This window comes from Streptomyces sp. NPDC046931 (assembly GCF_040644655.1).
In the GTDB taxonomy this organism is placed as follows: Bacteria; Actinomycetota; Actinomycetes; order Streptomycetales; family Streptomycetaceae; genus Streptomyces.
Genome location: NZ_JBEYWX010000005.1, coordinates 325,492 through 347,607, shown reverse-complemented (window position 1 = coordinate 347,607; position 22,116 = coordinate 325,492). Strand labels below are relative to the sequence as shown.

Here is a 22,116-nt window from a genome sequence, read left to right as displayed (position 1 = left end):
TAAGGACTGGGCCACCGCGGACGCCATCCGCGACCAGCTGAACCAGTCGGGTCTGGTCATCGAGGACAGCCCCCAGGGCCCACGCTGGACCCTCGCCCCCGCCTGGGCCGACGAGCGGCGGTGAGGGCCGCCCGGACGGATCGGCCCCGGGGCGGCGCCTTCGCCGGCCGGGACCCTCGCAGGCCGGAGCTCATGCCGTGGCGGCGCATACGGCTCCACGACACTCGATAGTAGAAAGAGTGTTCCATTTGTGGGGGGTCGCGGGTTAAAGTCGCGCTCTAAGATCTTGTACGGAGGTGCCCGGATGGAGAACAACACGCCAGCGCGCCGGGGGCGGCCGCCGGGCACCCGGTCCGCCGAGGGAGAGCTGACCACCCGGCAGCAGGACATCGTGCGCTTCATCACCGACACGGTCGAGCGGCAGGGCTACCCGCCGTCGATGCGCGAGATCGGCCAGGCGGTCAGACTCGCCAGCACCTCATCCGTCGCACACCAGCTGATGGCGCTGGAGCGCAAGGGAATCCTGTACCGCGATCCTCACCGGCCGCGCGCCTACCGCGTACGGGCACCCGAGGCCCCCGACACCGCGCCTCGGACGGAGCCGCCCGTGGAAGTGCCGCTGGTGGGCCGGATCGCGGCCGGCGCGCCCCTGCTCGCCGAGGAGATGGTGGAGGACGTCTACCAGCTCCCGCGCCAGCTGGTCGGCGAAGGAGAGTTCTTCGCGCTGACGGTATCCGGCGACAGCATGATCGACGCGGCGATCTGTGACGGTGACATCGTCGCCGTGCGCCGTCAGGACAGCGCCGACCACGGCGACATCGTCGCCGCTCTTCTGGACGACGAAGCGACGGTCAAGGTGCTGCGGCGCCAAGAGGGGCAGGTCTGGCTCATGCCCCGCAACCCCTCCTACGACCCGATCCCCGGCGACCAGGTACAGATCCTCGGCAAGGTCGTAGGCGTCCTGCGCGTTCTCTGACCCGCCGGGCCCGTGGATGGTGCGTCAGGGGATTTCTCCAGCACGTCGGCGGTTGAGCAGATAGGCCGGCAGGCTCGGCTGCTTCGGAGCGACCGGGAATCCGCGGTCGTAGGCAAGGCATGCCATCGCGGGCGGTCCGAGTGCTGCCTGGGCGCGCGGCGCCGCCGGTTCGCCCCGGGTAGCCGCCGTGCTCGGTGAGGGCTTCGGCGAGCCCCTCGGCGAAGGCGTCGTGGTCGAGTCGACGGAGTCGTCCTGCCGCAGTGTCGCCAGTGGCACTTGGCACAGTCGGCTGGTCCAACCCTTGTTGCGGCACGCGATGGCGAGTGCTGGGTGTCCAGCCAGGCTCGGGCATCCGCCGGAGGTTCGAGAGCCTCGAAGCCGGACCGACCCGGCTGCGCCGGCACGCCGCCGCCCTGGCTCGCGAACCTCTCCCCGTCATGCGCGACGAACTCCTCGCCGCCTTCCTCGTCGATCCCCACCCGGAACGACGTCGCCTCCCGGCCCCACATCCGACGCCAGCCGGATCCCACGCAGCCGACAACCCCGCGCGGTACTAGAGACGGCGCTGACGCGTGCCGCTCGCCGGCGGCCTCAACTCACAGGCCCTCAGCCTCGCCGCCCGCAACACCGCGAGCATGCAGGACATCGGTGCCGTCCAGGGCACCGCGACCCTCATGCGCCGACTCGGCGCCGCGCTCGGAGTCTCCCCGTTGTGATCACAATCCACGGCTGGAGTACTGGTTGATCCCGGCGGGCCCTGTATCCGACCTCAGCGTCGAGCCAGCGCCAGCACACTCAGACCGAACATCAAGACGCCCAGGGGGAGATGGACCGACGGAATGTGCGCGATGCCGAGCACGACCTGGACCGAGGCCAGTACGAGGAATCCTGACGCGTGCCAGACAGGCCGGGGCGAGCCGCCGCCCGGCTTCCACGCCAGCACCGCCGCGAGCACGTACAGCATCGACGCCCCGTACATCACACGGGCTCCGACACTGTGCAGCGTCTCTCCGTAGGACGAGGTCAGCAGCAGTCCGGCGGAGACCGCCTGAAGGAAGATGGTCAGGGTCTGCAGGGCGATCGCGATCTGCAGGAAGGAGGAGTTGCGCTGTGCGTTCGCCGTCGCCGTCACCTGAGTAGCCATGTCACAGTCCCCTTTTCCGCCCTCGGGCAGTAGATCGATAAGGTCTCACCAGTCCGACGACGCGGGCTGGCGCAAGGTAAGGCGAGGGGGCGGTCGGAAGCATGGGGACTGTCGGGGCCGGCACAGATGAGATAGCCGGCGAGCGACGCCAACTGATCAATGTCGCTTACCGGTTGCTGGGTTCGGTAACCGAGGCCGAGGACGCCGTACAGGATGCCTACGCACGCTGGTACGGGCTGTCACGAAGCCGGCAGGAGGAGATCCTGTCCCCCGCCGCCTGGCTGACGACGGTGACCAGCCGCATCTGCCTGGACCTGCTCGGCTCGGCGCGGGCCCGCCGTGAACGCTATGTCGGCGCGTGGCTGCCCGAGCCGCTGCCCGACCGCACCGAGTGGGACCACGCGGGCGGCGCCGACCCCACCGGCCCTTCAGACCCTGCCGACCAGATCGTCCAGGACGAGTCGGTGGCCATGGCCTTCCTCGTCGTCCTGGAGTCGATGACGCCCGCCGAGCGGGTGGCGTTCGTCCTTCACGACGTCTTCCGGTACCCGTTCGCCGAGATCGCCGACGTTCTCGGCCGGACCCCTGCGGCCTGCAAGCAGCTGGCGGCCTCCGCCCGGCGGCGGGTGGGCGTCGCGCGCGCTCCGGTGACGGCGACCGGCCAGGCCGACGTGGTGAGGCACGTCAAAGAGGCGTGGGAGACCAAGGACATCGCAGCCCTCGTCGGTCTTCTCAACCCGGCCGCCGTGATGACCGCCGACGGCGGCGGCATGGTCGGCACCGTCCTGCGACCGGTCGAGGGCGGCGCGCGCATCGCCCAGTACATGGTCGCCATTGCCGACAAGGCTCCGGGGCTCGAACTCTTGGTGCGGTCGGTCAACGGTGTGCCGGGCCTGGTGGCCCTGCGTGCCGGCGTCGTCATGACCGTGGCCTCGTTCGTCGTCTCCGACGGGCGCGTCACCCGGATCTGGGCGGTCCGCAACCCGGAGAAGCTGCGACCGTGGGTGCTGGAGGGCTGGGGCGTGTATGGAAAGCAGATCTTACGACTTTGAGAGCGATTGAGTACGGGACGTGTTGGCCTGGCTGGTCGGCTGGTGCAGCGGCGTACGGCAGCCCCAGCCGCAGGTGCACCAGCGTGACAAGGAGCCGGTCGACGAAGACCCGACGTTGCTTGGGTCCGGTACCAACAGGCCGCCTGCGGTCCCCGCCCCCCCGCCGTTCACGCAAGGCCGACTCACGGGCGGCCTGCCACTTGGAGGCGAGTTCTTCGAACGACTCGCCGAACTGTGCGCGGGAGACCCCGGATAGGGCAGGGTGGGAACAGACCGCACGGGGCAGGCTTGCGTCACAACTTGCCCAACCCGTGTGGACCTTCGCCTGTAACGGCGAGGGCGCCTGCCATGATCGTCATCATGGGGATACACATCGCACCGGCCGCGGTGGCCGACTTCCACCAGGTCCTGACTGATCACCCCCGCTACTGGGGCGAACGCGACCTTCGGTCGCTGCACCTGCTGGCCCTGGTGCAGGAATTCGGTTCCACCTGTTTGGTTGCCCGGGCCGAGGACGGAATTCGTGGCTACATCTTCGGGTTCGTCACCCCAGACGGCACCGGGTACGTGCATCTGATCGCCACGCGGGATGATGCCCGTGGCACCGGTCTCGGGCGTCGTCTGTACACGGCGTTCGCTGAAGCAGCGGAACGTCACGGTGCACGGACGTTGAAGGCGATCACGTCAGTTGAGAACACCGGCTCGATCGCCTTTCATCGCAGCCTGGGCTTCGACACGAAGATCGTCGACGACTACAACGGCCCCGGCCGGGCTATGGCCGTCTTCCACCGAGAACTGTCGCTCAACGTCTCGCGGCCCTGAGCCACCAGCCGTCACCGGTAATCGCTCCCCAGTACGTGAGTCGTGGGATGACCTTGGTTCGTCGCACGTGGAGATCCGACGGACGAGCAACGGGCGGTGCTGGAGCCTTTGTCGCCGGGGGGCAAGAAGCCCGCGGCTACCGTCCCCGTTGCCGCCATCGACGAGTGGTTGTGAGGTACTGGTCCGACGACAACTCGAACACCCGTACTCGCCGACCGCAGGTGGGATTCACGGTCTCACGGACCGGATGCATCCCCAGTTTGGTCATGATCCGTTCGGAGGCGTCGTTGCCCACTTGAGTGATGCTGACGATCCGCTCCAGCCCTCGCTCTTCGAACCCGAACCGTACAGCGGCCGCAGCGGCCTCGGTGGCCAAGCCCTGGCCCCAGTGTGAACGCCCCAGCCGCCAGCCGACCTCAACGGCCGGCAGCACCTCCGGCAAGAAGTCGGGCACCGAAAGGCCGGTGAATCCGGCCAGCCCGCCAGTGGACCGGATCTCCACGGCGAACAGGCCGAAGCCCTGTGACTCCCACTCGCTCTCCCATGCCTGGACCCCGCCGCGAGTCTGCTGTTCGTCACGGACGCTGCCGTCACGGATCCACCGCATGACCTCGGGGTCGGCATTGATGGCAGCCATGGGCGCAACGTCTTCCTCGCGCCAGCGACGCAGGATCAAACGCGGAGTCTCAAGCATGACCATCCAATCATTCTGGATTACACATGGGCTCTCCGCCATCGACGAGCTCGGCGCCCGCGGCGCGCTGGACTGGTCGCGGTGCGCGATGGACTCCGCCAGCGTCCGGGCGGCACAAGGGGGGCTGCTGACCGGACCGAAACCGACCGACCGAGGCAAGAGCGGATCGAAAATCCATCTGATCAGGGACCGGAACCGACTGCCCCTGTCGCTGCGTATCCTCGGCGCCAAGACCCACTACAGCCTCGGCCCGAAGCCGCTGCACTGCATGGCCCGCAAAGGCATCGAGTCCGCCACGCGAACGGGCGGCCGGCGCTGGGGCGTTGGGGGAACCGGATCTCCGGCGGCCCCTCGGGCGCCGGCGGTACGACCGAGGGGTGTGCTCCGCGGCTTCAACAGCTGCGGCCGTGTCACGTCGCCCGCCGCCAGATCTTCGCATCAGGAACGCACCACCCACTACCGACCACGGGTGACAATCCACAGTCCAAGCGCGTGAGGAAACCGAAGGCGTCCTGTTTCCCGGTCAGTCGATTCCATACCGTGCCGCGATGCCGGCGATCACGAGTTCCAGCCCCTCTGTGAAGTGCCGCTCGTAATCCGCGAAGATCTCGGCGCCTGCGGCGGCGGACAGCGGGAAGTCGGCCATCGTCCGGGCGCGTTCCTCGACGTCGAAGCCCTCGCGCCGTTCATCGGGCAGTGGCTCGACGCCCTGCTCCTCTGTGACGAAGCCGATCGTGTAGAGGTACGTCGTCGCGGTCGCGCGAACCGCCTGGGCGAGGGTGAAACCGGCGGCCGTGAAGAGACGCAGGGTGTCCTCCATCTGCTCGGCGTGCTCGACCCCCGTGAAGCGTGAGCCGCTGAAGACCTTGGCGCCGTCGCGGTAGGCGCGCAGCGCCTCGCGCAGGCCGTGGTTGGACTTGCGCAGCCGCTCCTGCCAGGTGTCGGTGCGGTCGAGTGGCGTCCCGGCGACCATCCGGCGGTACATCTCCGTGGCCATCTCGTCGAGCAGCGCCTGCTTGTCCTTGAAGTGCCAGTAGAGGGCAGGCGCCTTGACGCCCAGCTCGCGGCCGATGGCACTGAGCGTCAGGCCCTCGAGGCCCACCTCGTTCAGGAGGTTCAGGGCGGCGTCCGCGACCCTCTTGCGGTCGAGGGGCACACGTCGGTTCGCAGTCACGCTTGACAGCTTAACGCCGTTAAGGCCATCGTCGTGCCCAACGGAATTTAACGACGTTAAGGAGCGTGGGCGGCATGGCTGCACAGGTGGACGTCCTGGTGGTGGGTGCGGGCCCCAGTGGGCTGACCCTCGGCATCGACCTCGCCCGGCGCGGGGTGGACGCCCTCGTGGTCGAGCGGGCCGACGGGCTGTTTCCCGGCTCGCGAGGCAAGGGAATCCAGCCGCGCACCATGGAGGTCTTCGACGACCTCGGCGTCCTCGATGCGATCCGCGCGGCTGGAGGCGCCTACCCGGCCGGGATGATCTGGCAGGACGGACGGCGCATGGGCGAGCGCCGGATGTTCGACCCGGCCGAGCCGACGGAGGACTCGCCGTTCACCGAACCGTGGATGGTGCCACAGTGGCGCACGCAGGAGATCCTGCTGGCGCGGCTGGAGGAACTGGGCGGGCGGGTCGCCTTCCGCCGGGAGGTGGTCGGCCTTGTGCAGGACGAGGACGGGGTGACCGTTCGATTCGCCCGCGGCGCCGACCTGAGGGCCGGTTATGTGGTGGCCGCCGACGGGGGCCGCTCGGCGGTGCGCCGGGCGCTCGGCATCGGCATGACCGGCGAGACGGTCGATCCGAGCACCATGCTGGTGGCGGACCTCCGTATCACCGGCCTGGACCGCGACAACTGGCACGTCTTCCCGCCAACGGGGCAGGGCGACGGCTTCATGGCGATCTGCCCGCTCGCGGGCACGGAGGACTTCCAGCTCGCGGCACAGTACCCGGAAGGCACTGCGGTGGACCTGTCCCTCGACGCCATACGCAAGCTCGTCGCCGCCCGCTCGCACCTCACCCCCGAGGACGTGACCGATGTGCGGTGGGCCTCGGACTTCCGCCTGCGGGCCGCCCTGGCGGACCGATTCCGAGAGGGCCGGGTCTTCCTCGTCGGGGACTCGGCACACGTCCACTCACCGGCCGGCGGCCAGGGCCTCAACACCAGCGTGCAAGATGCGTACAACCTGGGCTGGAAGCTGGGCGTGGTACTGCGCAACGGTGTGCCCGCCTCACTCCTCGACACCTACGAGCAGGAACGGCGCCCGATCGCCGCCGACATGCTCGGTCTTTCGACGAGTGTTCACCGCGGCGAGACCCGTCGTGGTGAGGCGACCCGTCAGCTCGGCCTCGGCTACCGGACCTCGTCCCTCACGGAGGAAACCCGTCAAACCCCGGGCCCGGTGAGGGCGGGCGACCGCGCACCTGACGGGACGGTGGACGGGGTACGGCTGTTCGACGCGTTCCGGGGGCCGCACTGGACCCTGCTGACGGCCGGCACGGACGCGGCACAGGGGTACGGCGCGGGGGTGTTTCTCATCCGCCCGGACGGTTACGTGGGCTGGGCGGGAGACACCACGGAGGGGTTGGCGGAGTACGCGGGGCGAGTGGGGGCCGAGGGGGCGCACCGGATCCCTTAGCGGACTTCGACAGGCGCGGCGGCGCTACAGGCGCACGACGATCAGGGCGATGTCGTCCTCTCCGCCACCGCTGACTCCGAGGCGGGACAGCAGGGTGTCTGCCAGGTGGGCAGGACCGAGGCGGGAGTGGGCGGCGAGGATGTCGATGAGCCGTTGCAGTCCGGTGTCGATGTCCTCGCCCCGGCGTTCGATGAGCCCGTCGGTGTAGAGCACGAGTGTGTCGCCGGGGGTGTAGGGCACGGCGGCCTGGGGGCGCGGGACATGTTGGGGGCGGGCTCCCAGCGGCGGGTCGGTGGCCTGATCGAGCAGGATGGCGGTGCTGTCGGTGCGGGTGAGGATCGGTGGGGGATGGCCGGCGCTGCTGTAGGTGATGTAGTGGCGGCTGGTGTCGATGACGGCCTTGACCGCGGTGGTGGCCAGTGCTCCTTCCAATGAGCGCGCGTACAGCCCCAGGACCTCCATGGCCCTGGCAGGCTCGTTCAGGGCACGGACGGCGGCGGACAGCGCGCTGCGAAGCATGCCCATGACGGCGGCGGCCTCCAGGCCGTGGCCCACGACATCGCCGACCGCGACGGAGAAGCCGCCCTGGGGCAGGTCCACCACGTCGTACCAGTCGCCGCACACGTTGAGGCCTTTGGCGGCGGGCAGGTAGCGCACCGCGATGTCGTGGTGCCGGGCCAGGTCCGGGGCCTGCATCATCGCCTCCTGGAGGGTGACGGCGACCTTCCGTTCTCTGGCGTGGGCTTGCCGCAGTTGCTCGTTCAGCCGCTGAAGCTCCTGCGCCCGCACATAGAGTTCGGATTCCATGGCTCGCTGCTCGCTGAGCCCCTGCTCCGGTCGCGGGCGGTCGCTGTGGGAGAGCACGAACTCGGTCACGTCCTCCATCCGGTGGAGGATCCACGCCACCTGTCCGTCCGGCCCGGGCACGGGGACGTTGATCGGGGACGCCCATCGTTCTTCGAAGACTCCGGGGCGATCGGGCACGGGGATGTCGTACTTCTGTACCACCAACGTCTCCGGCTGTCCCGAGCGCAGAACCCGGTGCAGGGAGGCATTCAGGCTCCGCGCCCCGTCGGCATCGGGGTCCGCGGGATTGCCGGGGAAGGCGTCGAAGAGATACCACCCGACCAGGTCTTCGCGAGGTCGGTGGACGGCACGGCAGAACGCATCGTTGACATCCAGGATCACCAGATCGCAGCCCAGCACCAGATACGGACTGAGTGTGGCAGCGAACAGCGCCCGGTAGTCGATGGGCGGCGCGGTCACGGGAGACCTCCGTTCCGGTCCGGTGGCCCCTTCTCCGCTTCTACTATGCGCCTTGCCGGTCACCACACCAGCGTGGCAGGCCCTCGGGGTGTCGTCAGAACCCCTGGTCAGGAAGGTGCCGGTCACCCTCCGGTCCCCGGCACAGCGGTAGCACTGTCGGCATCTCGGTCGCTGCTAGGTCATCGGAGGCTCTCGGACAGGGGGTCACGGCGGGGTGCGGCGGGGCTGAGTCGCTGGTGCGCCGCATATACGGACAGCGGCCGCAGCGCGACAGGGTGGTCACAGCATCGGCGAGAACCCGCCGAAGTGTGGTGCTCCTGATCGGGGACACCGGGCGGGTTCTACTTCACCGTGAGCGACAGGACGGACAGGATGGGCCTCCGTTCGGGAGAGGGTTTGATCGGGAGGGGGCGTTGGGATGGTTACGACCTGCAAGCAGCGATCGCAGACGGCGAGGTGCTGCGCCGCGTGGCGCGGGACCTCCCCGAGTCCGCGGGCCGGGGCCGCGCACGCTGGACAGCAAAGGAACCGATGATGGACATCAAAGGATCAGTCGCCCTGGTCACGGGGGCGAACCGAGGCATCGGCCGTGCGTTCGCCCGTGCCCTGATCGAGCACGGTGCCGGCAAGGTCTACGCGGGAGTCCGCGACCCCGCATCGGTTGCCGACCGGGACGTCACACCGCTGCGTCTGGATGTCACCAAGCCCGAGGAGGTCCTCCAGGCCGCCACGGTGGCGGATGACGTCACCATCGTGATCAACAACGCGGGCATCGGGGGCGCCCGCACCAAGCTCTGGGAGGGCTCCTTCGACGGTGCGCGCGCGGCGATGGAGGTCAACTACTTCGGCACCTGGGCCGTCTCCCGGGCGTTCGCCCCCGTCCTCGCCCGCAATGGTGGTGGCGCACTGGTGAACATGCTGTCAGTGGCCTCCTGGGTCGGGCAGCCCCTGTTCCCCGGCTATGCCGCGTCCAAGGCGGCGCAGTGGTCCTTGACCGACGCCCTGCGGCAGGCTCTGATCGAACAGGGCACCTTGGTGGTGGGCGTACACGCCGGTTTTGTGGACACGGAGCTGAGCGCCTGGACGGACGCGCCGAAGATCAGCGCGGCCGATGTGGCCGAGCAGACGATGCAGGCCCTGATCCACGGTCGGAGCGAGGTCCTCGCCGACCAGGAGACCAGGCAGGTCAAGGCCGCTCTGTCGCAGCCGCCCAACCCCGACCCCCGCCCCTGAACGCCGACCTGCCCTGCCGGGCCGGGTACACCGACATCCGGCCACGGGCGGCGGCGTGCCTCCGGCCCTGGCGCTGGTGCACCGGCGTGGAAGCGGCGTAGGCGCAGGCACCTCGAACGCTCCTGCGTGCGGCGCACAGGCCGGGCGCCGGCTGGAACCTCGTCGGGCGGCAATACATCTCTCTGTGCGGGAAGACAGAAGCGGCGGCACCCGGCCCCCGCAGGGGTGTCTTCACCAGAGGGAAATTCATGGTACGGCGGACAGCAGCGGTCTCCGCGATCGGCCTGGCGGTGCTTCTGGCCGCCACCGCCTGTGGTCGTGGCGAGACCGTCTCCACCCAGCCGGCCAAGGGAGCGCCGCAGACAACCGCTTCCACCACCGGGCCGAGGGCGTCCTCCCCGGCCTCGTCCAACCCGACCGGGGCCGCCGCCTGCGCAACGCCGCAGCTGCGCTGGAAACTGACGCGCCTCGACCGCAAGACGCACAACGCGCCGACGGCCCTGCTCAGCGCCACGAACACCGGCACTCGGCCGTGCGCCTTCGACGGCTACCCCGACATCGACGTCTACGTCGGCAAAGGCCCGAGCGTCTCCTCGAAGCCGAAGAGAGTCACGTCGGTCCGGCTGGTGCTGAACGCGGGCCATGCCGTCGAGTTCCCGCTTTTCTACGCGCCGACCGCCGACCCGCAGGGGAGCTGCTTCATCCCGGGCGATGACGACCCCCGCATCTCCGTGCGCCCACCGCACGCCGCCGGCGGCGACTACGGTGCCTCCGCGCAGCTGACCGACGTGAAGGGCCGCCATCTGCGAGCGCAGGTGTGCGGGACCACCATCCAGCTGGGCGCGCCCCAACCGGGTTAGGCGATATGGCTATTTACCGTGTGCAAACCTTCCGTCCGTGCGATCATGGTGGCTGCGACCGCTGACCACGGTCGACCGGAAACCGCCTCGCGGCGGCACGGGGGAGACGCAACGGGACGCGCTGTCATGTGCAGTGAGCACCACGTTGCAGGCGGACAGCGGGACATCACGCATCGCGCTGCGTAGCAGTGGATCGCCGTGCGGAGGACCAGGGCCGGTCTGGCCCACGGCTTCGCCGTGCCTGCCCTCGACACGCACAGCCGTGCGACTCACCGTGCCTGCCTCACTTGGAGAAGACCACGTTGCATAGAAGACGAATGTTCGGGGCTGTGGGTGTGCTGTGCACCGCGACGCTGATGGGCAGCGCGGCCGCAGCCCAGGGCGCCACGCCGGCCCCATCCACCACCGGCCCGGCGCCGGCCACGCCGGCAACTCCGCTCAAGACCACGTCCCTACCGAGCGCCTCGCAGTCGCTCGCCGCCTCACCGTCAGCCGACAACGGCTGGACGGTCCAAGAGGCCATCCGGTTCTGGACACCCCAGCGGATGGCCTCGGCCACCGACCCTTCGGGCCGCGTCGCCCAGCCGAGGGGCTGGACGGCACAGCGGAAGAACGGCCTGACCGGCGCCGGACTCACCGGTCAGCACTTCGGCGGCATCAAGTCCGTCGGCATGCTCTTCCACACGGACAGCAGTATGCGGGCCCACTACTGCTCGGCCAGCGTGGTGCGCAGCGCGGGTCACGACCTCATCCTCACCGCCGGACACTGTCAAGGCAAGAACGCCGCGTTCATCCCCAAGTACGACGCCACCAAGTCGGCGGCCAAGCAGCCGTACGGGATCTGGCCGGTCAAGGAATGGTTCCGCGACAAGCGGTACGCCTCCGACAAGAGCGTCAACTCCGACCTGGACTTCGCCTTCGCGAGCCTGAAACCCAATGGCCGCCGGAAGATCCAGGACGTCGTCGGCGCCAACACCCTGGCCCGTACACCCGGCTTCACCAACAAGGTGACGGTCATCGGCTACCCGTCGATCGGGCACAACCCGCAGGATCAGGCGGTCCGCTGCGCCAACGTCCGGACGACCGCGCTGCCGTCCTACTATCAGATGCAGATCGACTGCGGCGGTATGTGGGGCGGTGTCTCCGGCGGCCCCTGGTTCTCCAAGTTCGACGCCTCGGGCAACACCGGCCAGATCATCGGCAACGTGGGCGGCTTCAACGGGGGCGGCCCCGATGTGCGGCCCAGCGACCCCCTGTACAACCGGATCACCTACAGCCCGCTGCACGGGGACCGCTTCTTCCAGCTCTACGCCGACGCCCAGAGGGGCCTCCACCCCGACCACGGCCCGTACCACCAGCCGCCTCTGCCCTACACGATGGGCAACGGTTCGACCTGGAAGCACGCGAAGCTGATGGCCTCGGGCGACTTCAACGGCGTCGGCCACAGCGACATGCTCGTCGTCTGGGACGACGGCGAGGTGACCCTCTACACCAGCGACGCCAAAGGCCACTTCGTCGCCGAACAGCAGATGCTGGCCGCCAACACGACCTGGAAGCACGCGGCGACCATCACCGCGGGCGACTTCACCGGATCGAACCGTTTCGACCTGATGGTGCGCTGGTCCGACGGCGAGGTCACGCTCTACGGCGACGTCGGCACCAACGGCCTCAAGGTGCCCGGCACCCGGATGGTCGGCCCCAACACCACCTGGAAGAACGCCACCCAGATCGCCGCGGGCCGCTTCAACGCCTCGCAGTACGTCACCGACCTGATCGTGCGCTGGTCGGACGGCGAACTGACCCTCTACACCAGTGTCGGCGCGGGAACCTTCGGGCAGGAGCACAAGCTCAAGGACCCCAACCACACCTGGAAGAACGCCACGCTGCTCACCAGCGGCGAATACTCCGGCAACCAGAAGTGGGACCTGATGGTGCAGTGGTCGGACGGCGAGCTCGACAACTACGTGGGCACCACCCCCTCCGGACTCGGCACCGAGGCACGCATCAAGAACCCCAACGGCCTCTGGACTCACAACACCGTTATGACCACCGGCAGCTTCACCGGCAACCACCGCACCGATGACCTGGTCGTCCGCTGGTCAGACGGCGAGACGACGATGTACGCCGACACCGGCAAGGACCATCTGGGCACCGAAGGAAACCTGGTCCCCCACGCCTGATCCCGAAAGTCCACGGCATGGTGCCGCCCAGCGCCCTTCCGAGCTGGGCGGCACCGCCGTTGACCAGCTGCTCCAGCGCAACAGGGGGCCAGATCCGCCACTTCGGGATGATCTTCCTCATGCGTAGGTAATATCTGTCTCCTGAGTGGTGAAGTTCGCTTCACAGCTCTGGACCGGGGGCACGGGGAATGATGGCGACGGGCCGACCACAGACCGGCGACGCGGTGATCCTGGTCCCCGGAATCATGGGCAGCGAACTGGTCGACACGACCACCGGCCGCACTCTGTGGGGACTGTCGGACCCGCGCTGGTATGTCTCGGCGTGGCCCTCCGGTACGTCGTTGTCCGCGCTGCGGCTCACCCCCGAGGAACGGTCGGGACGTTACGGGCGAGTTCGAGCGACACGCCTGATCCGCTTTCCCGCGTTCGCACCGGTTCTCGCCGGCCGGTCGCCGTACGAGCAGCTGCGCAAGGGTCTGCGCGCCGTCGTGTGGCACCCGGCAGCCGTCGCGGAGTTCGCGTACGACTGGCGGCTGCCGGTCGCTCACAATGCGGCCCCGCTTGCCGAGTTCGCCCGCCGCCACCTCGACGACTGGCGCGCTCATCCCGCCTACGCAGAGGGCCGGTCCCGCCTCGCCCGTGCCGAGGACGACACGCCCGCGCGCCTTGAACCTGCCCGCACGCGCCTTCTACGAGCGCTCGGGGTGGACGTACGCCGGCCACGAGCAGGCGACCCCGGTCTGGAGAAGGCGGGCTTCTCCGTGCGGGAACGGCTGTACTTCAAGGTGCTCGACGAGCCCTTGCGGAAGTCCGCTGTCTGATGTCCGAGTGAGCCCTGTGGTCGCGGTGGCCACCGGCGGGGAGCTGTGGCGAGTGCCCTCACTTCATTTCCTCGTGTAGGTGACGATGTTGACGCCGGAATCGAAGCCGCGGCGTGAGGTCGGCAGAAAGCCGGTGGGGGCGAACCGGCCGTCGAACAGGGGGATACCGGCACCGAGGACGACCGGATTGTGCTTGATGATCAGTTCGTCGATTTCGTCACGGAGCGCGGCGGCAAGCTTGCCGCCCCCGGCCAGCCAGATGTCCATGCCGTCCTGCTTCTTCAAGTCCCGCACCAGTGCCGCCGGTTCGTCGGCGACGATCTCCACCTCCGGGTCGGCGGAGGTCAGGGTGCGGGAGACGACGTACTGCGCCAGGTGGGCGTACGGGCTGGTGATGCCCGCCTTCAGACCCGGCTCATAGGTGCCGCGACCCATGATCACGGTGTCGAAGTGCCGGTGCGGGGTGTCGGTCAGGCCGAGCGGCCCGCGAACGTGCACCGGCATCGTCTCGGGGTACTCGGCGAGGATCGCTTCCTGGACCTCCCCCTCGAAGGGGAAGAAGTCGTAATCACCGTCCGGCCCGGCGATGTAGCCGTCGAGGCTGGCAGCGACGTAGTAGGTGAGCTTGCGCATCCGGTCTCTTTTCTCTCTGCCGACGCGGCGAGGCCGGAGCCGCGTCCGGCCTCGTTCTCATTGATGTACTGTGGCTGAAGTGGTTTGAACGTAGTACTGCACTCGCAGTGGTGTCAATGAGTTTCCCAGGAGCTGCCGATGCGTCAGAACCCGGCCCGCCGTACCGCCTTGCTCGATGCCGCCGTCGAGGTCCTCGCCCGCGAGGGCTCCCGGGGCCTCACGTTGCGCGCCGTCGACAAGGAGGCGGCCGTCCCCACCGGTACGGCGTCCAACTACTTCGCCAACCGCGCCGACATGCTGGCCCAGGTCATGGAACGCACCCGCGAGCGTCTGACCCCCGATCCGGCCGAGCTGGCCGACACAATGAACGCCGCGCCGTCACAGGAGCTGGTCAAGACCCTGATGCTCCAGCTCGTCGACCGCATGCGCCGCGACCGCAGCAGTCACCTGGCCATGCTCGAACTGCGTCTGGAGGCCACCCGGCGGCCCGAACTCCACACGGAGCTGACGCGCTTCTTCACCGCCGAACTCGAGGCCAACACCGAGTTCCACCTGGGCCACGGCCTGCCCGGCGACCGCACCGGGGTGGTACTGCTCTACCTGGCCATGCTGGGGCTGATCGTCGATGACCTGACCGTCCCGGAACTTCTCACGCCGCACCGGCTCGACGCCCTGATCGACGTCATGGTGACGCGCCTCCTCCCGGAAGAGGCTGCCTGCCCACCGCAGCCGACCTCTCGCAGCGAAGGCTGAGCTTTCTCACCGGACAGTGAACGAAGGGCTCGCCGCGGGCCGGAAGCCCTGTAGGCGGCCAACCGGAATACGGCCGGAACATGGACGGTGCTACTGGGGCCCCATCACGGCGGAGACGCAGGGTGCGGACAAGGGCACCGCTGCGTTCCTCCGCCGTGATGGGCCGGGCAGTCCTACCCCCGGCGGGCAACCCAGGTGGCCTGGCTTGACGGGTCGTTGATGTCGACGGTCACGCCGGACCACCTGCTGTCCGAGCCGAGGTGTCCGTCGTACCAGGGCGGTGTGTCCGAAGTTCCAGTGGATGAAGAAGACGACGTTGCCTCCGCTGAGTTTGCCGTCGATGTCCCCGCTGTTGCCTTCCCAGGAGGCGAATCCGGTGAAGTTGCCGTCACCGTTGGGAGTGCCAAGGAAGAGGCTCACATGGGGAGCATTGCTCTGGTCCATGATCCACTTTCCGTCGAAACCGCCCGCTTGTAACACGGCAGGCGCCGACGACCGTGCCGCGTCCCGCCCATCGAGGGCAGAGGCGTCCGCAGTGGAGACGGTGAAGGCCAGCATGGCTGCCGAGACAGCCGCCACCGCCCCTGCTTTGCGCATCAGTCCGAATGTCATGAACCCCCTCCTTGGAACCCCTCGGAAACCAGCATGCGAGGAGGGGTACGCAGGACAGCCGCCGATCGCGCACAAACCACCCGTGGGGATATCCCCGAGGTGAAGTCACAAGGGGGCAGCCGGAGTGCGCCAAGCGCGTGGTCTCCGTGCTCCGCCTGGGCGCCGAGACCTCAAAACGTTCGGTTCGTACGTGCAATGTGCGGCAACCGTACGCAATCCGTACGGTCCATGGACTAGGGTGAGCAGTGGGAGGTGTGGATGTCGGAGTTGTTCGAGGCGGTCGATGCGTTGATCGCGTCTGCGTCGCCGCTGCCGCCGCCGGCGGAACGCAAGCGGCTGCGCCAAGCGCACGGGCTGACGCTGGACCAGGTCGCCGGCGCGCTGAAGGTACGGCGGGCGACGGTGAGCGGCTGGGAGAACGGGAAGACCGAGCCCAGGCCGCCGGAGCGGGAGGCCTACGCGCACCTGCTGAAGAAGCTCGCTGAGCTCTACCCCGTCGATGCGGCTCCCGCGGCCGCCACTCCTGCGTCCGAGACGTCCACGGCCGTGCCGGCCCCCGCAGGCGCGGCACCGGAAGAGGCACGGGCTGCATCCACCAGCGCGACGCCGGACGCCGCAGTCACGACTGGCTCCAAGAACACCCCACCGCGACCAGCCCTCGTAACCGCGTCCCGTCCGGGGGCCACCACAGGGCCGCCGACGAGTCGGCCGGGAGCGAAGAAGACCGCCCCCAAGAAGGCCGCTGCGACCACTGCGACCGTGTCTGCACCGGCCGCGGCCGATCCATGGTTCGAGAACGGGCCGCTGGCCGTTGTCGACGTCGACCAGGAGGGGGACGTCCTCGCCTACTGCGTCGGCGGGCTGGTCCTGGACGTGCCCGCCAAGTCACTCCCGTCGCTGGTCGACTGGACCCTGACCGAGGCGAGGCTCGGCGCGCCGCGCCTGAACGGCTCGGGCAAGGACGCCGACCCGCTGCTCGTGCTCACCGAGGCCGCGTGTGAGCGGTACGGGCTGCCGGTGCGCCTGTCGAAGGAGGAGCGCCTGGCCGGGCGGATCCCCGACTCGCACAAGGTCGTCACACAGTTGCTGCGGGCGAACTGGCAGCTGACGAAGCGTGGGTTCGGGCCCTGGGCGCGGATCTACCGCCCGGCCGAGGGCGGCCGGCGCAGGTGCGTCCAACTGTGCATCCCGTCCTGGGACGCGCTCGACAGCCGCCACTGGGGTGGTGCGGCGCAGTCGCCGCCGGCAGAACTGGCCCGGCTCCTGGGCGCCTACGCGACCCGGGTGATGACCCCTCGAGGCTCCACCGCCGTGACCGGCCTGGAGCTGATGACCGCCCTGCACCCGCCCACGAGGGCGAGCCGGCCGGATGAGAGCGGCGAGCGCCACAGTGAGCACAATCCCGGCTCGCTCGGCAGTCATCCGGTGGACTGCGCGCCGTGTGAGGCCCCCGACGGGCACCCCCTCCTCGCCGGCCTGCCCCGTTTCCACCAGCGGGGCCCGGCGGAGATGTTGCTGGAGGAGGCGTACGACTGGGCGCGGCCGCTCACCGACGAGGAGTGCCTCAAGCGCTATGTGGTCGGTCTCGACGTGAACCTGGCGTTCGGTGCGGCCGCCAACGGCGCCCTCGTCGGCCTCGCCGGCGAGCCGGTCCGCGTCAAGGACCCGGTCTTCGATCCTAAGCTGCCCGGCAGCTGGCTGGTGGACCTCTCCCACGTGGATCTGTCCCACGTGCTGGTCGGCAAACAGCGGCAGCACCTCGACGGCAAGCTGCTGCCCAGCCCGTTCACCCCGACAGGCGACCGGCCCGACGGGCCGGCCTGGTACGCGACCCCGACCGTGGCGTATGCCGTGGAACTCGGCTACGACGTCGCACCCCTCGAGGCGTACATCAGGCCTTCGAGCGGCCGCTACCTGGACGGCTGGTACAAGCGGCTCCGCGACGCGTACATCGCCACCATGGCAGACCTCGGCGTACCGGAGGACCTGACGCCGGAGCAGTTCCTGACGGCGATGGACGGCCACAAGCAGCGCGATGAGCAGATGGTGATCGTGCTGTCCGCGATCAAGGCGACCGTCAAGGGCGGCATCGGCAAACTCAGGGAACGACCGCGCGGCGGCGGGTGGCGCCCGGGCCGGCCCTGGCCGGCTCTGTCACGGCCGACCTGGCGGCCGGACATCCGCGCCGCCGTCATCTCCCGGGCCCGTATCAACATGCACCGCAAGATGCTCGCGCTCGCGGCGGCCACCGGGCGGTACCCGGTGGCGATCCTGTCGGACTGCGCCGTGTACGCCGCCGACGGCCCCAGCCCGCTGGACGTCCTGCCCTACCAAGGAGGCAAGACGGTGCCCGGCAGCTTCCGGCTCGGGGTCTCCCCGGGAATGGTCAAACACGAAGGCACCCAGACCACCTTGTGGGCCGAAGAGGTCCGGGAGCGGCACGGCCCGGAACTCAACCTCGCCCGCTACATCAAGGACGGCCGGATCTCCGCCGCCGACGGCGGAGAGTAAGAGAGGGGCTGGTCGATGGACACGGTCGGGGAAGGCCTCGAAGAGGCGCTGCGGAAGGCGTTCACCCGCCCCGTCCCGAAGAGTGCGGGCGCGCAGATGCGGTATCTGGTCAAGCAGCTCAAGGGCACCAGGCCCGTGGCCGAGCTGCTCGGCATCACCCAGCGCACCGTCGAACGCTACGTCAAGGACCAGATCCGAAGGCCCAGGCAAGAGCTCGCGGAGCGTCTCGAGCGCGAAGTCCGCAGAAGGTGGCAGCCGCAGATCCGCGCCCGGGCCAAGCAGCAGGCCGCCACCCGGACCGGCCTCGTCATCGACACCCGCGCCCGCTTCGGCTACACCGCAGCCCCCGGCACCACCGACGACCCCCGGCTGCGCCACCTCACCGTGGCACTGCCCCCCGAATACGCCGCCCGCCTGTTCGACGCCCAAGAAGCCGGTGCCACCGAGCGCCGACTGCGTGACATCGCGGCCGACGGTCTGGGCGAGATCTACTTCCGTGACCGCGGCCGCCGCGCCCAGGGCCTGGATGTGGAGTTCACCGACGTGGAACATGTGGAGTTCGACCTGTAGCGCTGCGCGGGAGGTGCCGGCATGCGATGGTGGGGCGCAGGATGGGCGGTCGCCGGGATGATCGTCCTGGCGGCCTGTGGTGCGTCTTCAGGGGATGGACCGAGCGAAGGGGCGTCGGCGGACCGCGCGGCGCAGCCGTCGAGTGGCGAGCCGACCCACAGCTCTACGGCCCCGCTCCCGGCTCCGCCCTCGACTCCGCCCGCGAGCCCCGGCACGCCGCGCCGGTCAGCGTCGGCCGCTCCGCCCTCCGTTACCGCGGGGAGTTGCGCCGCCGGGCATGCGCAGGTCACCGTCGCCCCCGGCGACGCACCCGTGCGGCGGCTGTGCGTGCGGCCCGGGACGATGGTGTCGCTCATTCTGGAGCCCCGGGTCGACGACCGGAGGTGGACGGTGGTGCGCAGTTCCGCGCCGGTTTTCGTCGTGCCGTCCGGCTGGCGGCTGGGCGGGGACGGTGCCGCTCGTGCCTCGCTGCGGTGTGCGGGCACCCGGGGCGGCACGGCCAGGGTCATCGCGCTGGCGAAGGCACCGGATGTGGCGGGCGCCGCGCGCGCTGCCTTCACCCTGGACGTGAGTGTGGTGCCGTATCCGCGGGAGGGGTGACCCCGGAAGCCGGCGCCACCCCTCGCGCATCCGAGATGCGTCAGTCGCAGTCACGCACCCTGATCGTGTAGATGCCGCGGCCGTGCGTGGCCGCGTACAGGGTGCCGCCGTCCGGGCTCAGCTTCAGCTGGAGCACGGCGACGGCCGGGAGAGAGCCGACACGCTGCCACTTGGTGCGCCCCGGCGCCCGGTAGACCACACCGAGGTCGGTGGCGAGGGCGAGGCCGCCGTTCGCCGTGACGACCGCGGAGTTGGTCGGCACATCGGGGAGGTTCGCCGAGATGCCCTTCCAGGTGGTGCCACCGTCGGTGGACTCGAAGACGTGGCCGACGCCGGCGCCGGGCCCCTCGGTCCAGTGCCGGGAGAAGCCGTTGACCGCGAGGAAGACATGGTCGGCGTTCTTCGGGTCGATGGCGAAGCCGCTGAGGTAGCGGTTGGGCACCGTGCCGTCCGTGCCGCCGGCCGGAAGGGTGATGTCGTGCCAGCCGGTGCCGTCCGCGTTGCCGACGGCGATACCGCGGGCGAAGCCCTGGTTGTTGCAGGGCCCGCACCAGGCCGCGTAGACCTTGCCGCCGGAGGCAGCGACGGCGGTCGCGGTACGGCCGGCGCCGAGGTCGTACACGCTCTTCCACTCGGAGCCGCTGCGGATGGCATAGCCGTGGGTCTGCACCCAGATGTGGCGGCCGCCAGCGATCCAGGTGGAGCCGTTCTTCATGTCGGCCGCCAGCGGGGCGATGAAGCGGGCCTCGCTGGTGGCGTTGTCGGCCGGGGCGACGTTGTACGACGTCGCCTTGCCGGGGTCCGTGGTCCAGGAGCCGTCGTTCACGGCGCAGTTCTGGGTGACCTGGACCGCGAGGTAGACGTACTCCTCGGCGAGGTTGCAGCCGTTGGCCGGGTCCGTGAGGGTGTCGCCACCGTCGCCGCCGAAGTTGGAGCCCATGACCTTGTCGTTGCTGCGCAGGACGGACTGACCGTTGTCCTGGAGGCCGCCGGTGACGGAGACGCCGCCATGGTCCGGGTCCTTGCCGATGCCCACCGAGTAGTACTGGAGGGTGTCGATGGTGCCGTCGTTGAGCGAGGTCCAGTCGGTGGCGTGGCCGGAGGCGTCCTGTGCGCCGTCGACCGGGCGCCGGTAGGCACCCCCGTCGTTGCCGACGTACACATAGCTCTTGCCGTGGTAGCCGCCGATCGCCACGCCATGCTGGTCGGAATGCGTGGTCTGGCTGCAACTGCCGGTCTGCCTGGCCGGGTCGATGCTCCAGCAGGAGAACGGGAAGTTCCAATACGGGCCCACGGTGGACCAGGTGGCGCCGCCGTCCTTGGTCTCGTAGACCTCCTCCAAGCCCGCGTACACATGCCGGGGGTCGGCCGGGTCGACGGTCAGGAACTGGTTGTACCAGGCCTGCACGCCCGGCATGTAGCCGGCGGTTGTCAGCGCGGAGCCGTCGGCGGCCAGCTGTTTGTAGTCGGCGATCTTCGTCCAGGGACCGAACGGCGAGACGGCGCTGTAGATGCCCTTCAGACCGCTGTCCGGGTTGGTGGCCATCTGCTCGGGCGACTGGTCGATGGCGTAATAGCGGGAGCCGTCCCCGGACCGGGCGAAGGTGACCGTGCCGACGTTGTCCGCGTCGGTCGGCAGGTCGCCGAAGCCGCTGCTGATCCGCTGCCAGCTGCCGCCGACCTTGGTGTAGAAGCCGTTGTAGTCGTCACCGCTGCGCCAGCCGACCGCGAGGATCACCTTCGAGGGATCCCTGGGGTCGATGGCGATGTCGTTGGTGATGTTCTTGTACGCGGCGGCGTCGTCGGCCGCCTTCGAACCGCCCGGCAGATAGTCGGGGTTGGGCGCGAACTCCAGCTTCCACGAGCCGCTCAGCTTCTTCGTGGAGTGGCTCCACACGCCCTCGCTGGTCGCCGCCCACACCTTGCCGCCGCCGAACCGCAGTTGGCGGACGGTGGTGCTCTCCAGCTCGTCGCCGCCGACCCGGGTACGAGTGGAGAAGGCGCCGTGGTGTGGGTCGGACAGCAGGAACACGCCGCTGCCGAGGTACGCGTCCGCGTTGGTGTTCGCCTCGCCGGTGCCCAGCCACAGCCGTCCGGTGCTGTCGAGGGCGAGCGCGCCGGTGGACTGGGAGGGCAGACGGTCGCTGATGGGCTGCCAGTGCCCGCCACCGTTCCGCGAGCGCCACACTCCTCCGCCCGCGCTGCCCGCGTAGACGTAGCCGTCGTCGTCCGCGGCCATCGCGGCCATGCGGCCGGTGACGTTTCCGGAGCCGCCGCTGGAGTTGGAGTCGATGTCGCGATAGCGCGAGTCGTCGGAGTTGTACGGCAGGCCGGTGCTGTGCCGCCAACTGCCGCCGGTGCGCGGCAGTTTCGTCAGGCCGCGCCAGGCTGCGCCGTAAGCGCCCGGCGCGACGATGCCGGGGGAGGTGCGGGCCTCGGCGTACTGGTCCGCACCCTCGGCGATCTCATCGGCCTCGTTGCCGTCGTTTCCGTCTTCCGACTTCGCTGCGGGATGGATGACGCCAACCGAGTGCCCGCGCTCGGCGGCGAGTTGAGCAAGCATGCGGGCCCCGAAGGGGCTGGTGTGGCGGCCGGGCGCGGCGCTCGCGGGTATCGCGACGAGCCCGGCGGACGCGGTGATGGCACAGATCGTGAGCCACCGTCTTCTGCGGGTTTGTGCTGGCACCAGATCCTCCTGAACGGGTGTGGATACAGCCGTCGCAGGAGACCCGATCACGATCGGACGACGACGTCCGAC

General features: G+C 69.4%; 20 protein-coding genes and 1 pseudogene. 14 read left to right on the top strand and 7 right to left on the bottom strand.

All coding sequences use genetic code 11. The features are described from left to right. The first annotated feature begins 304 nt into the window (after window positions 1-304). Together lexA and ABZ876_RS13650 are read left to right on the top strand one after the other, a co-directional pair. Complete coding sequence (gene lexA / locus ABZ876_RS13655; RefSeq protein WP_361779008.1) at window positions 305-976, top strand: transcriptional repressor LexA; 672 nt, start codon at window positions 305-307, stop codon at window positions 974-976. Window positions 977-1,548: 572 nt separating this feature from the next. Beyond that, complete coding sequence (locus tag ABZ876_RS13650) at window positions 1,549-1,692, top strand: hypothetical protein (protein ID WP_361779005.1); 144 nt, start codon at window positions 1,549-1,551, stop codon at window positions 1,690-1,692. 53 nt (window positions 1,693-1,745) lie between these two features. Here ABZ876_RS13650 and ABZ876_RS13645 read toward each other — a convergent pair whose 3' ends face one another. Further along, a complete protein-coding gene (locus ABZ876_RS13645; protein WP_361779002.1) occupies window positions 1,746-2,120 on the bottom strand; it encodes a hypothetical protein in 375 nt (124 codons plus the stop codon). A 101-nt stretch (window positions 2,121-2,221) separates the two neighbouring features. On the opposite strand from ABZ876_RS13645, the gene sigJ reads away from it, so the two are divergent. After that, window positions 2,222-3,172 carry an RNA polymerase sigma factor SigJ gene (gene sigJ, locus ABZ876_RS13640; protein WP_361778999.1) on the top strand — a complete coding sequence of 317 codons (951 nt, stop codon included), beginning with the start codon at window positions 2,222-2,224 and terminating at the stop codon, window positions 3,170-3,172. Window positions 3,173-3,520: 348 nt separating this feature from the next. Next, window positions 3,521-3,994: a GNAT family N-acetyltransferase gene (locus tag ABZ876_RS13635; protein WP_361778996.1), complete on the top strand. Its 474-nt coding sequence runs from the start codon at window positions 3,521-3,523 to the stop codon at window positions 3,992-3,994. A 136-nt stretch (window positions 3,995-4,130) separates the two neighbouring features. Here the strand turns inward: ABZ876_RS13635 and ABZ876_RS13630 are convergent, their stop codons facing one another. Next, window positions 4,131-4,688, bottom strand: coding sequence for a GNAT family N-acetyltransferase (locus tag ABZ876_RS13630; protein ID WP_361779067.1), 558 nt, complete (start codon window positions 4,686-4,688; stop codon window positions 4,131-4,133). A gap of 34 nt (window positions 4,689-4,722) precedes the next feature. On the opposite strand from ABZ876_RS13630, the pseudogene ABZ876_RS13625 reads away from it, so the two are divergent. After that, window positions 4,723-4,902, top strand: a pseudogene (locus ABZ876_RS13625) (IS5/IS1182 family transposase); the annotation flags it as partial. Between the two features lie 309 nt (window positions 4,903-5,211). Here the strand turns inward: ABZ876_RS13625 and ABZ876_RS13620 are convergent. Then, window positions 5,212-5,862: a TetR/AcrR family transcriptional regulator C-terminal domain-containing protein gene (locus tag ABZ876_RS13620; RefSeq protein ID WP_361778993.1), complete on the bottom strand. Its 651-nt coding sequence runs from the start codon at window positions 5,860-5,862 to the stop codon at window positions 5,212-5,214. Between the two features lie 74 nt (window positions 5,863-5,936). Between ABZ876_RS13620 and ABZ876_RS13615 the strand changes: the two genes are divergently transcribed. Then, window positions 5,937-7,319 (top strand): FAD-dependent oxidoreductase, encoded by a 1,383-nt coding sequence (locus ABZ876_RS13615; protein ID WP_361778991.1) that lies wholly within the window; start codon window positions 5,937-5,939, stop codon window positions 7,317-7,319. Between the two features lie 24 nt (window positions 7,320-7,343). Here ABZ876_RS13615 and ABZ876_RS13610 read toward each other — a convergent pair whose 3' ends face one another. Further along, on the bottom strand, window positions 7,344-8,585 hold the full coding sequence (locus tag ABZ876_RS13610) for a SpoIIE family protein phosphatase (RefSeq protein WP_361778988.1): 1,242 nt from the start codon (window positions 8,583-8,585) through the stop codon (window positions 7,344-7,346). Window positions 8,586-9,119: 534 nt separating this feature from the next. Between ABZ876_RS13610 and ABZ876_RS13605 the strand changes: the two genes are divergently transcribed. From ABZ876_RS13605 to ABZ876_RS13590, 4 genes are all read left to right on the top strand, one after another. Further along, window positions 9,120-9,818, top strand: coding sequence for an SDR family oxidoreductase (locus ABZ876_RS13605; protein ID WP_361778985.1), 699 nt, complete (start codon window positions 9,120-9,122; stop codon window positions 9,816-9,818). Window positions 9,819-10,066: 248 nt separating this feature from the next. Next, window positions 10,067-10,678: a DUF4232 domain-containing protein gene (locus ABZ876_RS13600; RefSeq protein WP_361778982.1), complete on the top strand. Its 612-nt coding sequence runs from the start codon at window positions 10,067-10,069 to the stop codon at window positions 10,676-10,678. A 317-nt stretch (window positions 10,679-10,995) separates the two neighbouring features. Then, on the top strand, window positions 10,996-12,858 hold the full coding sequence (locus ABZ876_RS13595) for an FG-GAP-like repeat-containing protein (RefSeq protein WP_361778979.1): 1,863 nt from the start codon (window positions 10,996-10,998) through the stop codon (window positions 12,856-12,858). A 191-nt stretch (window positions 12,859-13,049) separates the two neighbouring features. Continuing rightward, on the top strand, window positions 13,050-13,679 hold the full coding sequence (locus ABZ876_RS13590; protein WP_361778976.1) for a hypothetical protein: 630 nt from the start codon (window positions 13,050-13,052) through the stop codon (window positions 13,677-13,679). A 63-nt stretch (window positions 13,680-13,742) separates the two neighbouring features. Here the strand turns inward: ABZ876_RS13590 and ABZ876_RS13585 are convergent, their stop codons facing one another. Then, entirely contained in the window at window positions 13,743-14,312 is a 570-nt protein-coding gene (locus ABZ876_RS13585) for a dihydrofolate reductase family protein (RefSeq protein ID WP_361778973.1), read from the bottom strand. A gap of 138 nt (window positions 14,313-14,450) precedes the next feature. Here ABZ876_RS13585 and ABZ876_RS13580 point away from each other — a divergent pair, with 138 nt between their 5' ends. Then, on the top strand, window positions 14,451-15,065 hold the full coding sequence (locus tag ABZ876_RS13580) for a TetR family transcriptional regulator (RefSeq protein ID WP_361778970.1): 615 nt from the start codon (window positions 14,451-14,453) through the stop codon (window positions 15,063-15,065). A gap of 90 nt (window positions 15,066-15,155) precedes the next feature. Here ABZ876_RS13580 and ABZ876_RS13575 read toward each other — a convergent pair whose 3' ends face one another. Further along, complete coding sequence (locus ABZ876_RS13575; RefSeq protein WP_361778967.1) at window positions 15,156-15,677, bottom strand: hypothetical protein; 522 nt, start codon at window positions 15,675-15,677, stop codon at window positions 15,156-15,158. A gap of 258 nt (window positions 15,678-15,935) precedes the next feature. Between ABZ876_RS13575 and ABZ876_RS13570 the strand changes: the two genes are divergently transcribed. The 3 genes from ABZ876_RS13570 to ABZ876_RS13560 all read left to right on the top strand — a co-directional run bounded on the left by ABZ876_RS13570 (window position 15,936) and on the right by ABZ876_RS13560 (window position 19,358). After that, window positions 15,936-18,188, top strand: coding sequence for a helix-turn-helix domain-containing protein (locus ABZ876_RS13570; protein WP_361778964.1), 2,253 nt, complete (start codon window positions 15,936-15,938; stop codon window positions 18,186-18,188). Window positions 18,189-18,203: 15 nt separating this feature from the next. After that, window positions 18,204-18,758, top strand: a complete 555-nt coding sequence (locus ABZ876_RS13565) for an XRE family transcriptional regulator (protein ID WP_361778961.1) — start codon at window positions 18,204-18,206, stop codon at window positions 18,756-18,758. 393 nt (window positions 18,759-19,151) lie between these two features. Beyond that, complete coding sequence (locus tag ABZ876_RS13560; protein ID WP_361778958.1) at window positions 19,152-19,358, top strand: acetyl-CoA synthetase; 207 nt, start codon at window positions 19,152-19,154, stop codon at window positions 19,356-19,358. Between the two features lie 40 nt (window positions 19,359-19,398). Here ABZ876_RS13560 and ABZ876_RS13555 read toward each other — a convergent pair whose 3' ends face one another. Next, a complete protein-coding gene (locus ABZ876_RS13555; RefSeq protein WP_361778955.1) occupies window positions 19,399-22,044 on the bottom strand; it encodes a glycosyl hydrolase in 2,646 nt (881 codons plus the stop codon). Window positions 22,045-22,116: the final 72 nt, after the last annotated feature.

Excerpts from the sequence above, each read along its gene's own strand:
- sigJ (WP_361778999.1), top strand. The coding sequence starts at position 2,222 with ATGGGGACTGTCGGGGCCGGCACAGATGAGATAGCCGGCGAGCGACGC.
- ABZ876_RS13570 (WP_361778964.1), top strand. The coding sequence starts at position 15,936 with ATGTCGGAGTTGTTCGAGGCGGTCGATGCGTTGATCGCGTCTGCGTCG.
- ABZ876_RS13635 (WP_361778996.1), top strand. The coding sequence starts at position 3,521 with ATGATCGTCATCATGGGGATACACATCGCACCGGCCGCGGTGGCCGAC.
- ABZ876_RS13565 (WP_361778961.1), top strand. The coding sequence starts at position 18,204 with ATGGACACGGTCGGGGAAGGCCTCGAAGAGGCGCTGCGGAAGGCGTTC.
- ABZ876_RS13605 (WP_361778985.1), top strand. The coding sequence starts at position 9,120 with ATGGACATCAAAGGATCAGTCGCCCTGGTCACGGGGGCGAACCGAGGC.
- ABZ876_RS13580 (WP_361778970.1), top strand. The coding sequence starts at position 14,451 with ATGCGTCAGAACCCGGCCCGCCGTACCGCCTTGCTCGATGCCGCCGTC.
- ABZ876_RS13645 (WP_361779002.1), bottom strand. The coding sequence starts at position 2,120 with ATGGCTACTCAGGTGACGGCGACGGCGAACGCACAGCGCAACTCCTCC.
- ABZ876_RS13585 (WP_361778973.1), bottom strand. The coding sequence starts at position 14,312 with ATGCGCAAGCTCACCTACTACGTCGCTGCCAGCCTCGACGGCTACATC.
- lexA (WP_361779008.1), top strand. The coding sequence starts at position 305 with ATGGAGAACAACACGCCAGCGCGCCGGGGGCGGCCGCCGGGCACCCGG.
- ABZ876_RS13575 (WP_361778967.1), bottom strand. The coding sequence starts at position 15,677 with ATGACATTCGGACTGATGCGCAAAGCAGGGGCGGTGGCGGCTGTCTCG.
- ABZ876_RS13600 (WP_361778982.1), top strand. The coding sequence starts at position 10,067 with ATGGTACGGCGGACAGCAGCGGTCTCCGCGATCGGCCTGGCGGTGCTT.
- ABZ876_RS13615 (WP_361778991.1), top strand. The coding sequence starts at position 5,937 with ATGGCTGCACAGGTGGACGTCCTGGTGGTGGGTGCGGGCCCCAGTGGG.
- ABZ876_RS13630 (WP_361779067.1), bottom strand. The coding sequence starts at position 4,688 with ATGCTTGAGACTCCGCGTTTGATCCTGCGTCGCTGGCGCGAGGAAGAC.
- ABZ876_RS13595 (WP_361778979.1), top strand. The coding sequence starts at position 10,996 with ATGTTCGGGGCTGTGGGTGTGCTGTGCACCGCGACGCTGATGGGCAGC.
- ABZ876_RS13590 (WP_361778976.1), top strand. The coding sequence starts at position 13,050 with ATGGCGACGGGCCGACCACAGACCGGCGACGCGGTGATCCTGGTCCCC.